This window comes from Janthinobacterium sp. JF4 (assembly GCF_059617925.1).
Genome location: NZ_JCAQAV010000065.1, coordinates 1 through 12,559 on the forward strand (window position 1 = coordinate 1; position 12,559 = coordinate 12,559).

Here is a 12,559-nt window from a genome sequence, read left to right on the forward strand (position 1 = left end):
AATGGCACATGAGCACCTATGCCGTGATCGTTCGCACGCAAACCGAACGCTTTGACTATGCCGCGATTGCCGCTTGTTGCGGCGACGTGATCCTGGACGCCATCGACCGCTTCGGCGTGTGCGGCGTTACCGCCAAACTGAAAGGAGCACCGCAATGCTGACCACCCTGACCAATTCGCTGCGGCAAATCGCCCTGGGCGACCGCGTGACCTTCGATACCGATGAAGGCTACCAGGCCGGCACCGTCAACGACCTGCGCCGCGACGTGGGCAATGGCGAGCTGCATGCCTGGGTGGAACTGGACCACCAATGGGCGGGCATGTTCCGGGCCGTGCCGCTGGGCGCCATCGAGGCGATCAAGAAGGCTGTCGCTCCTGTCGGGTACCCAGCATGACAGCGGAACGCTCAATACCTGCCGTGGCGGCCTTGTTCGTGCGCGCCAATTCGATCTACAAGACCATGCCGGCGGTTGACGCCTGGGATGCGGAGCGCGACGCCCGCACCTGGCCAGGTGGCGTGCCGGTGGTGGCGCATCCGCCTTGCCGCTCCTGGGGCACGCTGCGCCATCTGGCCAAGCCGCGCCCGGACGAAAAGGAACTCGCGGTGTGGGCCGTCGCCCAGGTTCGCAAGTTCGGCGGCGTGCTCGAGCACCCGAAGCGCTCGACCCTCTGGCCACACTGCGGCTTGCCAGCGATCGGCGAGCGGGACAAATTTGGTGGCTGGACGCTGCCCATTTTCCAAAGCTCGTTTGGCCACCGCGCCGAAAAGGCCACCTTGCTGTACATCGTAGGTTGCGCGCCGGCTCAAATACCGGCCATGCCTATCGTCTTGGGCGACGCCTCGCATGTGATCGCTGCGGCTGGCCGCAACCGCGCCGGCGAGCGGCGCCGGAAAGGTGATCCAGGCTGGCGGCCGGAATGCGGCAAGGCAGAACGCGAACACACGCCGGCCGAGCTGGCGCATTGGCTGGTGGCCCTGGCTCAACGCTGCGCTGTGCATGCATGAGGATATCCATATGAGAACTTTTCTCTCACTCGACGAAATCTGCGCCTTGACCGGCCGAAAGATGAAAACGAAACAAATTGAGGCGCTGCGGAAGATGGGCCTCCCCTTTTGGGTCAATGCCATCGGGCGGCCGGTTGTTACGGTTGCTGCAGTAGAGGGGCGCAAGGAAGCGCCAAGGGAAAAAACATGGGTAATGCCAAGGATTAATAAAAATGGGCCGACGAAACACGCGTAACTTGAACATGCCGCCAAACATGCACCCGCGCACCCAGCGCAGCGGCAGAGTGTATTACTACATGTACACGAAAGATAAGCCACGCAAGGAAATTCCTCTTGGGCCAGACTTCATCCTGGCTCTAAAAAAATATGCTGAGCTGAACATCGTGGTAGAGCATATTGCCAACGCGACGTTCTCCGATGTGGAAACACGCTACTTGGTCGAGGCGGTCCCAAAACTCGCCGCCAGTTCTGCGCGCATGTACCGGTCAGACATCAAGCACCTGCTTGCAGCCTTTTCCGGCGCGCCACTGGACCAGATCAAGCCAATGCACATTCGACAGTTCCTTGACGACCACGCCGACAAGCCGACCACCGCCAACCGCTGCAAACGGGTATTTTCTACCATGTGGAATCATGCGCGGGGCTGGGGCTACACGGACCTGCCGAACCCCTGCGAGGGTATCCAGGGACATTCACTGGCGAAGCGAACCGTCTACATTACGGATGCCGTGTTCTCCGCTGTACGCATGCACGGCAGCGCGCCGCTACGGGATGCGATGGACTTGGCATACTTGACTGGCCAGCGTCCGGCTGATGCGCTGCGCATGACTGAACAGGACATAATCGACGGGCACCTGATCATTACACAAGAAAAAACCAAGCAGCCGCTACGGATCACTATCACCGGTGAGCTGGCCAAGCTGATGGACCGCATCCGGGCGCGCAAGGCAACGCACAAAATCGTGACGGGCGCACTACTGACCAATACTCACGGCAAACGCCTGACCGCGCCAGCGCTTCGCACGCACTTTGATACGGCAAAAAAGCGAGCGGCCAAACATATGCCCGAGCTGGCTCAGGACATCATGGCATTTTGGTTTTACGACCTGCGCGCGAAGGCGGCCGATGATACTTCGGATGATCGTGGCGACCAAGCAGCCAGCGATCTTTTGGGACATGATAGCGTGAAGACGACACAACGCCATTACCTTCGAAGGGGAAAAATTGTGGCACCAACGAAATAGGATTAATACAGTAAACGAGTGTCCTTGGGCAAGGACACTCGATGGTCAAGCTAGAACTTAAAACAGGGATGTGTTAGTTGGCTGTTGCGATGGGGCTAGTATATGGTGGCTCGCAGGGAAAGCGATCGAGCGGAAATAGTCCTCAATCTCCCCGCTAATTTGCTCCGGAGTCTCCTTCCGACACTGCAATAACGGAGCCCAGGCACGACCAGGATGTAACACATCCCATTTGGGACATAGCCCTTTGTGCCTACCACTACCAGGATTATGGTTGCCAAAACCGTCCACGAGTACATTCCACACGGGAGTAAACTTCGCAATCAATAGAGACTCACCCAGTGGAATCCAAATATCATCAACAACTAAGAAGCGACAAAAAAAGTCTTCTATACGAAGGTTGCTCGCAGCACCGATACTCTCGGCATGTTCACGTAAGCGTTTATAAAGCGCGGTGCTTCCGATCTCGCCGACTCCTCCGCCCTTCCTCGCCCCAGCCGGTACAGCCTTACCAACATAAATAGGTGCTGTGTACACTCCATCACGGTTGCGTGCAGCTAAAGCCGCATACGCGGGAAAGTCTCCCATGTAATAAATTGCGTAGATACCCACGCCAACAAAAGATGTCAGTTTTGCTAAAGGAAGAGCTTGCTGTTCTAGCATTGCCTCAGCGACACTAGCGCCGAGATTTTTTTTGTCGAGGGGATTAAAAGGAATGATGTTGCCCTTACTCATGCCACGCCCTTCATCTGTACCATTTGCTCTGCCAAGTGCTTCATTTCATTACGAATCAATTTTTCTGCGACACTACGGGCAACAACGTGACCAAGAGCCACTGGCACAGCATTGCCTAATTGGCGCATCGTCTCGGACCAAGAACCGTGAAAATGAAAGCCATCGGGAAACGTTTGGATTCGAGCCGATTCACGGATGGTGAAATAACGTACGCTTCCATCAAGATTGACTAACATATTTTCACCACCAGGAACGCCATGGTCTCCTGCCTTGAGGGTCTTCGCAGGCAAATCCAACGGGCTACCAGTATGGCCAGGGTACACTTTTGCACCTGGCTGAAATTTGTGATTCGCAATCTTCTTACCTGCTGCCGTCTGTGGGTCAGGCAAACCGACAATGGCATCTCTCACTGTTCGCCAAGGGAGCGAGGCTGGTAGGTCATTTTTGGCCGCAAGTTTCTTCACCCGTGCAGCTAACGCTGCCGGCATCGTAGGACGCTTAGCGGCAGGAACATCATGCCGCTTCCAGTAATCCCCCGTAACCCATTGATCATGCAACAGCCGGTCATAGCTATGAGTCGGCCGTGGGAAGCTCCATTCAATGTTCAGGTCAGACCGAAAGCCTATGATAAAGACCCGTTCACGCTTCTGCGGGATACCGTAGTTCGCAGCGTTCACCAACGTTGCAGTGACGTTGTAGGTCAGCTTTTTTCCGCGTTGGCCGCCACTTGAACGCTGCGCTTGCAGTCTAAGAAAATGATCGAACCATTCTTCGTTCTTCCGTGAAGGAAGCTCCGGAAATTCTAGCTGAAGAAGAATATATTGATAGTAGTTTGCAAAGGTCGAGCGCGTCAGCCCCTTGACATTCTCAACAATGAACGCCTTCGGACGAAGGCGACGAATAATATCGACCGTTGCCGGAAACATGTCGCGACTATCATCATGGGCTTTGTGCTTGCCCCCCATAGAAAATGGCTGGCAAGGAGGGCCGCCTGCGACCAGATCAACCGACTCGCTAATGCCAGACCAGTCGAAGTGACGCACGTCTCCTTCGTGCAATGGCCAATCAGCGATAAGCGGATATCCACTCGCTTGGTTGTCACGCACCGTATCACAAGCCCACTTATCCCATTCAACCACTGCAAGTGGCTTAAAGCCCGCTAGACTGACGCCCATGGCAAGTCCGCCAGCGCCTGCAAAAAGCTCCACAGCCTTCATTTACCGCTCTCCGATTCCAAAAAAATTCTAATTCGCAAAGCCAGGGATCTTTGTCTCGCGCCCCCAGCTCACTAGCCCTCAGCAGAACTCTACCTTATCCGGCAGTAGGTGCCAGGTTAGGTGTGCTAGTACATTTAACACGGTTTTGTGGAGCAGCGGCGGCTTTGTGGAGCGACGAAAACAGGTTTTTCGCCGTTTTTCATTGGAGCGGGTGAAGGGAATCGAACCCTCGTCGTAAGCTTGGGAAGCTTCTGCTCTACCATTGAGCTACACCCGCGAAGCCTGCATTTTACGCGGGATGGCGAGGACTTGGCAAACTTGTGCGGCGCTTTCGAATTCATCAGGAATTCTTGCAGCAACTAATAAGAAAATAATCCATCCGCATCGGCACGTCAGTGTTTTTGTTGATAGAGAACAACATCGCGGCCAGCCTGGCACGGTAAATGACCGGGTATATGGCTAAAATAAAAGAAATTATTGTCGTCGCGAACGGTGTGGCGCAGACTAGTAAGAGAAATGTTGCTACAATCGCGTGACAGTTTAGCATTCCCGCTGTTCAACCTAAAAGGATATCCCATGAAGAAAATTCTGATCGCTTCGGCAATCCTGTGCTTCGCTTCCGCACAAGCCATGGCTCAAACGACGGCACCAGTTGGTGGCGCACCTGTTCCACCAGCAGCGGCACCAGCAGCTGGCGCTACCGGCGCTGCCGCCGGCGGCACTATTGCCGGCCTGAGCACGAGCGCACTGATCGCCATCGGCGCAGCAGTTGCCGTTGTGGCTGGCGCAGCAAGCTCGGATTCGACCACCGCGCACACGACCCCAACCCACCATTAATACCTGGCTGCTCAGGCAGCGACAGGTAGGTCCATCCTGCAGCTTGATGTCGAGCCGAAAGGTGAAGGCCTGGTACCGCAATAGTTGACATACTCAAATATGTCAACATTGCAACAAAAGCCCTTTTCATTTGAAAACGGGCTTTTTTTACTTTTTATCAAACATCAAAAAGATTGGCACCAGTCTTTCTGCTGTGGACGAATGATGTCATATCGTATGGCCATGCCTGCGATCCTCATCTATTCATTAAGAGATCCGCCTTCATGTCAATAAAATATCCCGTGCCTTCGCTTCAGCTGCCATGAAGAATCAATCCGTCTTCAAGCGCATGGGATTTGCCCTGCAAGGCATAAACGCTGCGTTCCGCATGGAATCGAGCTTCCGCCTGCAGTGTCTGGCCGCCCTGATGGTGATCATCGTACTCTGCTGGTCCCAACCTCCCCTGCTATGGTGGGCCTTGCTATTGCTCAATTGCGGTATGGTTCTGGCTGCGGAATTGTTCAACACCGCGCTGGAACACCTGATCGATCACCTCCACCCATCCCTACATCCCAGCATCAAGATTGCCAAGGACTGCGCAGCAGGAGCAGTGTTGCTCCTCAGTTTGACAGCCATCTGCGTGTTTGTTGCTTTTTTGCTTGAAAACGTTGCGTGCTGATAGGAATACTGGGATAGCAAACTACAATACGGGACGCGCCAAAGTACCTGCCTCTCCGATTCCATAGGGTCGGGAGAAAATACAAAGATTCCTGCAATTTATTAAAGCATTGCCCCTATTGGCAATATTGATCTTTTCCAGTGCATACGCCGCCGCATACGAGCGCAGCAAGCCGGACGGGTTGTAATGCATACCGAATAACGAATTACTCAGCTCTATCCAATATTAAATCTAAATTAAAACATAAATGACAATTCCCCTCTTACCGGTGATTCTTTGTGGTGGTTCCGGCACACGTTTATGGCCACTGTCGCGCGAGGCGTTCCCAAAGCAGTTCCTGCGCCTGTCGACTCAGGGCAGCATGCTGCAACAAACCTTGCAGCGCCTGGCAGGCATCGACGCCGTGTCGCCAGCACTGCTGGTATGCAACGAATCCTCGCGTTTCATTGTCGCGGAGCAAGTGCGTGAGATCGGCCTGGAACATAGTCGCATGCTGCTTGAACCCATGCGCCGCAATACGGCCCCGGCGATCGCCTCAGCCGCCTTGCATGCGATGGAGAATGGCGAAGATCCGCTCCTGCTGGTGCTGCCATCGGACCACGTCATTCTGGATACCCCGGCTTTCCATCGTGCCATCGCGCTGGCGCGTACTGCTGCAGAGGCCGGTCATTTGCTGACGTTCGGCATCACGCCAACGGGACCAGAAACAGGATACGGCTATATTCGCGCCGAGAGCGCCGCAAGCGGGCAAGTCCAGCGCGTCCTTGAATTCGTGGAAAAACCGGCCCTGGCGCTTGCCGAACAATATATCGCCAGCGGCGATTACTTCTGGAACAGCGGCATGTTCCTGTTCCGCGCCAGCCGCTATCTGGAAGAGCTGGCACAGTTCCAACCTGCCGTCCTGGCTGCGTGCCGCGCTGCCATCGCTGCCGCGAAGAGCGATCTCGACTTCATTCGCCTGGACAAGGATGCCTATGCCGCCAGTCCCGACATCGCCGTCGACTACGCCGTCATGGAGCGCACCGGCCATGCCTCTACCATCGCCCTCGATGCCGGCTGGAATGATATCGGCTCCTGGAAAGCCGTACTCGACGTGGCGGAAAAGGATGCCAGCAACAATAGCGCCAACGGCGATGTGCTGATCCAGGATTGCAATGATTGCCTGGTGCACAGCACTAGCCGCCTGGTCACCGCCATCGGCATGCGCAATACCGTCATCGTGGAAACGGCTGATGCCGTGCTGGTCATGGATGCGGATCAGGCGCAACATACCAAGACCCTGGTCGCGCAGTTGGTCACCCGGGAGCGTCCCGAGGCCACCATGCACCGTGAAGTGTTCCGTCCATGGGGATCGTACGATTCCATCGGCAATGGCGAGCGCTTCCAGGTCAAGCGGATCACTGTCAAGCCGGGTGCCAAGCTGTCATTGCAAATGCATCATCACCGCGCCGAACACTGGATCGTGGTCTCCGGAACGGCCCAGATCACCAATGGCGACAAGGAATATTTGCTGACAGAGAACCAGTCCACCTACATCCCCCTCGGCGTCGTCCATTCCCTGGCCAACCCGGGTAAGCTACCGCTGGAATTGATTGAAATTCAATCGGGTAGCTACCTTGGAGAAGACGATATTGTCCGCTTTGAAGACCGCTACGGCCGCATTTGACCGAGCAGATACGTCATCACCATGCATGGGGCACCGCAAGAATTCACACTGAAGTTTATAAGGTTTAGCAAGTCATCATGAAACCAATCGAAGGCATCTTTGTACAAGAAGTGAAATGGTATTGCAGCAGCAGGGCAGAGAAATATTTTCTCACCTTTGCCGATGCACTTGCCATGTTCATGGCATTCTGGCTCGCTGGCACATGGACGCTTGATGCCAGCGACTTGAACAGCTTCGGGCTGGATAGCTCGCGCCTGCTTAGTTACAGCCTGCTATCCCTGGTGACCCTGGCGATCTTCAAACTGAAGGGCCATCATGCCAAGCGCCGTCCGTACTCGAATGAAATCAAGGAACTCCTGAAGGTCGCCATGGTCATGGGCCTGATCGACGCGGCCCTGGTCTTCTTGGGCAAACGCGACTCTTCGCGCGAGGCACTATTGGCCACCTGGCTGCTGGTGCCGTGCTGTGTCTTGCTGCTGCGTGGCCTGGTCAAATACCTGCTGATGAAGGCAGGCGGCTGGATACGCGCCATGGTCATCATCGGATGGGGTGACAATGCCCTGCAAACTGCGCGCGCCTTCGATGAAGAAGCCTTGATGGGCTATCGCCTGATTGCGTTCCTGATCCCCGAAGGCCAAGATCGCCTGGAACAGCACTACGTGAACCGCAGCAAGCAAGCTGTGCCCTGCATTCAACTGGGCGAGAACCCGGAACAAACGCTCAAGCTGCTGGGCGACCCGCATACGGTTGTCGCCTTGGAGCAAGGCGGCATCGACGCCTATCAGGGCATGATCCAGCAGGTCAGCCGTTGCGTTGCCAATATGCAAGTGGTACCGGCCGTACGCGGGCTGCCCCTGTACGGTATGGAGGTCAACCATTTTTTTGCACACGAAGTGCTGCTGCTGACCATGCGCAACAACCTGGCGCGACCTGGCTTGCAACTGATCAAGCGCTGCTTTGATCTGGCGGCCTCGGTCTGCGTGCTGATCGTCGGCGCTCCCATCTTGCTGTGGATCGCGGCCAAGGTCATGGCATCGGGCCGTCCCATCTTCTACGGCCACAAACGCGTGGGCCAAAATGGCAAGCATTTTCTCTGCTACAAATTCCGCACCATGGCCGTGAACGCGGACGTCTTGCTCAAGGAGTTGCTGGAGCGCGATCCTGAAGCCCGTGCCGAATGGGACCGTGATTTCAAACTGAAGGACGACCCTCGCATCACCTCGATCGGCCACTTCCTGCGCCGGACCAGCCTCGATGAATTGCCGCAGCTATGGAACGTGCTGAAAGGCGAAATGAGCCTGGTCGGGCCGCGCCCGGTTGTCGATGCGGAACTGGAACGTTATGGCCCCCAGGTAGACTATTACCTGGAAGCGAAACCCGGTGTCACGGGCCTATGGCAAGTCAGCGGCAGGAACGACGTCAGCTATGATACGCGCGTTTATCTCGATGCCTGGTATGTCAAAAACTGGTCTCTGTTCAACGACATCGTGATTCTGCTGAAAACGGTCAAAGTCATTTTCAAGAAAGATGGCGCGTATTAATAAAAAAGACGGTATAAAATTTAGTAATTTACAAGGCAAGAAAAGGATAAGAGCATGATTTTAGTGACTGGCGGCGCCGGCTTCATCGGTTCCAATTTTGTACGCGACTGGCTGGCGCTCAACGATGAGCCCGTGATCAACTTTGACAAACTGACCTACGCTGGCAATCTCAGCAATCTGGCCAGCCTGGAGCACGACCCGCGGCATATCTTCGTACGCGGCGATATTTGCGACACCGCCCACATCTCCCGCCTGCTGGCAGAACACCAGCCGCGCGCCATCGTGCATTTTGCCGCAGAAAGCCATGTTGATCGTTCGATCCATAGCCCCGGCGAATTCATTTCGACCAACGTCAACGGCACCTTCAGTCTGCTCGAAGCCGCACGCGCTTACTGGTCCGGCCTGACGGACGCAGCCAAGGACAGCTTCCGCTTCCTGCACGTCTCGACCGACGAAGTGTATGGCACCCTGGGACCGAATGACCCGCCATTCACGGAAACGACGCCATATGCGCCCAACAGCCCGTATTCTGCATCGAAAGCGGCGTCCGATCATCTGGTACGCGCCTACTTCCATACCTACGGCATGCCGGTGCTCACCACCAACTGCTCGAACAACTATGGCTCCTTCCATTTCCCGGAAAAACTGATTCCCCTAATTATCAGCAATGCCCGTGCCGGCAAAGCCTTGCCTGTCTATGGCGATGGCATGCAAGTGCGCGACTGGCTGTACGTTGGCGACCATTGCTCGGCGATTCGCCGCGTGCTGGAAGCGGGACGTCTGGGCGAGGTCTACAACGTTGGCGGCTGGAATGAAATGGCCAACCTGGAAGTCGTGCATACCTTGTGCGACATCCTCGACACGCTCGACCCCAAGGCATCCGGCAGCTATCGCGAACAAATCACCTATGTACAGGATCGTCCAGGCCACGACCGCCGCTACGCCATCGATGCACGCAAGATCGAGCGCGAACTGGGCTGGAAGCCGGCCGAAACCTTCGCCACCGGCATCCTCAAGACCGTTCAATGGTACCTGGACAACCAGGCTTGGGTACGCGATGTCCAGTCGGGCGACTACCTGAAGTGGGTGGAGAAAAACTACGCGGCACGCGACACGGCCCAGGAGCAGCAATAATGGCAACAACCATCGAACGCAAGGGCATCATCCTCGCTGGCGGTTCCGGCACGCGCCTGTACCCGGTCACCATGGCCGTATCGAAGCAACTGCTCCCGGTATATGACAAGCCGATGATCTACTATCCGCTGACTACCCTGATGCTGGCCGGCATACGCGAGATCCTGATTATTTCAACGCCGCAAGATACGCCGCGTTTCCAGGAGTTGCTCGGCGACGGCAGCCAGTGGGGCATCAGCCTGACCTATGCCGTGCAACCCAGCCCGGATGGCCTGGCACAGGCGTTCATCATCGGCAAAGAGTTTGTCGGCGATGCACCATCGGCGCTGATTCTGGGTGACAACATCTACTATGGCCACGATTTCGAATCACAATTGCGGGAAGCATCAGCACGCACCAGCGGCTCGACCGTGTTCGCTTACCATGTGCACGATCCGGAACGCTATGGCGTGGTCGATTTCGATGCGCAGCGCCGCGCCGTCAGCATCGAAGAAAAGCCGCTCAAGCCCAAATCGAACTACGCCGTCACCGGCCTGTATTTCTACGACAGCCAGGTGTGCGATATTGCCGCAGGCATCACCCCGTCCCCACGTGGCGAACTGGAAATCACGGATGTCAACCGTACTTATCTGGAGCGGGGACAGTTGAACGTCGAACTGATGGGCCGCGGCATGGCTTGGCTCGATACTGGCACGCATGAGTCCTTGCTCGAAGCAGGCCAATTCATCGCCACCATCGAGAATCGTCAGGGCTTGAAAGTTGCCTGTCCGGAGGAAATCGCCTATCGTAAAGGCTATATCAATGCCGCCAAACTAGAGCAACTGGCCCAGCCCTTGAAGAAAAACGCGTATGGTCAATACCTGTTGCGTTTACTAGACGACAAGATATTCTGAGACGCGCCGCGCTTTCCACTGAGTTCAAACGATACCGATACACCATGCAAATCCAGACCACAGCCATACCTGACGTGTTGATACTCGAACCTACCGTATTCGGTGATGATCGCGGCTTTTTCTATGAGAGTTTTAACCAGAAGCGCTTTGCCGAACTGACCGGCGTCACGCGCGACTTCGTGCAGGATAACCACTCCAAGTCCGCCAAGGGCGTGTTGCGCGGCCTGCACTATCAGATCCAGCAGCCGCAAGGCAAGCTGGTGCGTGTGACGGCCGGTGAAGTCTTCGACGTTGCCGTCGACCTACGCAAAAGCTCGCCAACCTTCGGCCACTGGGTTGGCGTAGTCCTGTCGGCCGCCAACAAACGCCAGTTATGGATACCTGAAGGTTTCGCCCACGGCTTCGTGGTGACCAGCGACAGCGCAGAGTTCCTGTACAAGACCACCGACTATTGGGCGCCGGAATTCGAGCGCAGCATCCTGTGGAATGACCCCGCGATCGGTATCGACTGGCCGCTGGACGGCGAACCGTTACTGTCTGGCAAAGACAAAGTTGGGATATTGCTAGCCAATGCCGACGTCTTCGCCTGAGTACTGCAACACCGCCGCGCCACCCTTGATGGAAATAATATGAGCCGTATCTTAATTACAGGAAAAACCGGTCAGGTCGGCTACGAACTGGAACGCAGCCTGCAAGGTCTGGGAGAAATCATCGCGCTAGACCGCAGCCAGATGAATCTGGCCGATCTGGACCAGGTACGTGACGTGATCCGCCGCATCAAGCCGACGCTGATCGTTAATCCAGCCGCCTACACCGCTGTCGACAAGGCCGAGAGCGAGCCTGAACTGGCGCTGCGCATCAATGGCGAAGCACCAGGTGTGATGGCGGAAGAAGCCAAAAAGCTGGGCGCCGCGATGATCCATTACAGCACCGACTATGTGTTCGACGGCTCGAAAAATAGTCCCTACGTCGAAACCGATCCGACCTGCCCGATCAATGTCTACGGCAGCAGCAAGCTGGCCGGCGAACAGGCAATCCAAGCCACCGGCATCCCATACCTGATCTTGCGCACCAGCTGGGTCTACAGCACGCACGGTAAGAACTTTCTGCTGACCATGCTGCGCCTGGCAAAGGAGCGCGAAGAACTGAGTATCGTATCCGATCAGTTCGGCGCACCAACCTGGAGCCGTACCATTGCCGATACCACGGCGCATATCGTAACGCAAAGTCTGGCGGCAACTGACCAGGCGACGTGGTGGGACGAGCGTTCCGGGCTGTACCATTTAACGGCACAAGGCCATACCAGCTGGTTTGGCTTTACTGAGGCAATCATGGCGCATCCATCTGTCGTGAAAAAAACACGACTCAAACCGATATTAGCTGTTAACTACCCAGTGCCGGCAAGACGTCCAGTTAATTCAATGTTATCGTCGCGTCGCCTGATTGACACCTTTTGTGAGCTGCCGGATTGGAAAACTGCACTTAATTTATGCCAGGATTAGAAATTCAAAAACTTGACACTTCTGTCGCTTTAAATATAAAGGCCCAACCCTGCATATGCAAAGTCAGGCTCCTAATTGTTTAGTTTCGTGCGATCATATTCCTCGTCGCAGCATGGCCCTGTTCCGGGCC

General features: G+C 55.7%; 14 protein-coding genes and 1 tRNA gene. 12 read left to right on the forward strand and 3 right to left on the reverse strand.

Translation table 11 applies throughout. From position 1 onward, the window contains the following. The first annotated feature begins 154 nt into the window (after positions 1 to 154). From AC54AF_RS25935 to AC54AF_RS25950, 4 genes are read left to right on the forward strand one after another with little or no spacing between them, the layout of a single operon-like run. Positions 155 to 394: a hypothetical protein gene (locus AC54AF_RS25935; protein ID WP_496638867.1), complete on the forward strand. Its 240-nt coding sequence runs from the start codon at positions 155 to 157 to the stop codon at positions 392 to 394. Further along, positions 391 to 1,005, forward strand: coding sequence for a hypothetical protein (locus tag AC54AF_RS25940; protein WP_496638868.1), 615 nt, complete (start codon positions 391 to 393; stop codon positions 1,003 to 1,005). The genes AC54AF_RS25935 and AC54AF_RS25940 overlap by 4 nt, the downstream gene beginning before the upstream one ends. Positions 1,006 to 1,015: 10 nt before the next feature. Then, on the forward strand, positions 1,016 to 1,240 hold the full coding sequence (locus tag AC54AF_RS25945) for a DUF4224 domain-containing protein (RefSeq protein ID WP_496638869.1): 225 nt from the start codon (positions 1,016 to 1,018) through the stop codon (positions 1,238 to 1,240). Positions 1,241 to 1,259: 19 nt separating this feature from the next. After that, entirely contained in the window at positions 1,260 to 2,249 is a 990-nt protein-coding gene (locus AC54AF_RS25950; RefSeq protein ID WP_496638870.1) for a tyrosine-type recombinase/integrase, read from the forward strand. Positions 2,250 to 2,306: 57 nt separating this feature from the next. On the opposite strand, the gene AC54AF_RS25955 is transcribed toward AC54AF_RS25950, so the two are convergent. The 3 genes from AC54AF_RS25955 to AC54AF_RS25965 form a co-directional block, all read right to left on the reverse strand. Beyond that, complete coding sequence (locus AC54AF_RS25955; protein WP_496638871.1) at positions 2,307 to 2,981, reverse strand: Eco29kI family restriction endonuclease; 675 nt, start codon at positions 2,979 to 2,981, stop codon at positions 2,307 to 2,309. Next, complete coding sequence (locus tag AC54AF_RS25960; protein ID WP_230520424.1) at positions 2,978 to 4,198, reverse strand: DNA cytosine methyltransferase; 1,221 nt, start codon at positions 4,196 to 4,198, stop codon at positions 2,978 to 2,980. Before AC54AF_RS25960 ends, AC54AF_RS25955 begins: the two co-directional genes overlap by 4 nt. A 203-nt stretch (positions 4,199 to 4,401) precedes the next feature. Continuing rightward, positions 4,402 to 4,475: transfer RNA gene (locus AC54AF_RS25965), tRNA-Gly, on the reverse strand. A gap of 299 nt (positions 4,476 to 4,774) precedes the next feature. On the opposite strand from AC54AF_RS25965, the gene AC54AF_RS25970 reads away from it, so the two are divergent. From AC54AF_RS25970 to rfbD, 8 genes are all read left to right on the forward strand, one after another. Next, positions 4,775 to 5,035, forward strand: coding sequence for a hypothetical protein (locus AC54AF_RS25970; protein WP_151097319.1), 261 nt, complete (start codon positions 4,775 to 4,777; stop codon positions 5,033 to 5,035). 301 nt (positions 5,036 to 5,336) lie between these two features. Beyond that, positions 5,337 to 5,693, forward strand: a complete 357-nt coding sequence (locus AC54AF_RS25975) for a diacylglycerol kinase (RefSeq protein WP_131685733.1) — start codon at positions 5,337 to 5,339, stop codon at positions 5,691 to 5,693. Between the two features lie 247 nt (positions 5,694 to 5,940). Next, on the forward strand, positions 5,941 to 7,359 hold the full coding sequence (locus AC54AF_RS25980; protein ID WP_496638872.1) for a mannose-1-phosphate guanylyltransferase/mannose-6-phosphate isomerase: 1,419 nt from the start codon (positions 5,941 to 5,943) through the stop codon (positions 7,357 to 7,359). A 77-nt stretch (positions 7,360 to 7,436) separates the two neighbouring features. Further along, positions 7,437 to 8,900 (forward strand): undecaprenyl-phosphate galactose phosphotransferase WbaP, encoded by a 1,464-nt coding sequence (wbaP, locus tag AC54AF_RS25985; RefSeq protein ID WP_496638873.1) that lies wholly within the window; start codon positions 7,437 to 7,439, stop codon positions 8,898 to 8,900. A gap of 54 nt (positions 8,901 to 8,954) precedes the next feature. Then, positions 8,955 to 10,034, forward strand: a complete 1,080-nt coding sequence (rfbB, locus tag AC54AF_RS25990) for a dTDP-glucose 4,6-dehydratase (protein ID WP_496638874.1) — start codon at positions 8,955 to 8,957, stop codon at positions 10,032 to 10,034. Further along, a complete protein-coding gene (gene rfbA / locus AC54AF_RS25995; RefSeq protein WP_496638875.1) occupies positions 10,034 to 10,927 on the forward strand; it encodes a glucose-1-phosphate thymidylyltransferase RfbA in 894 nt (297 codons plus the stop codon). The genes rfbB and rfbA overlap by 1 nt, the downstream gene beginning before the upstream one ends. Before the next feature lie 44 nt (positions 10,928 to 10,971). Further along, positions 10,972 to 11,517, forward strand: a complete 546-nt coding sequence (rfbC, locus tag AC54AF_RS26000) for a dTDP-4-dehydrorhamnose 3,5-epimerase (protein WP_496638876.1) — start codon at positions 10,972 to 10,974, stop codon at positions 11,515 to 11,517. 39 nt (positions 11,518 to 11,556) lie between these two features. Beyond that, a complete protein-coding gene (rfbD, locus tag AC54AF_RS26005) occupies positions 11,557 to 12,429 on the forward strand; it encodes a dTDP-4-dehydrorhamnose reductase (protein WP_496638877.1) in 873 nt (290 codons plus the stop codon). Positions 12,430 to 12,559: the final 130 nt, after the last annotated feature.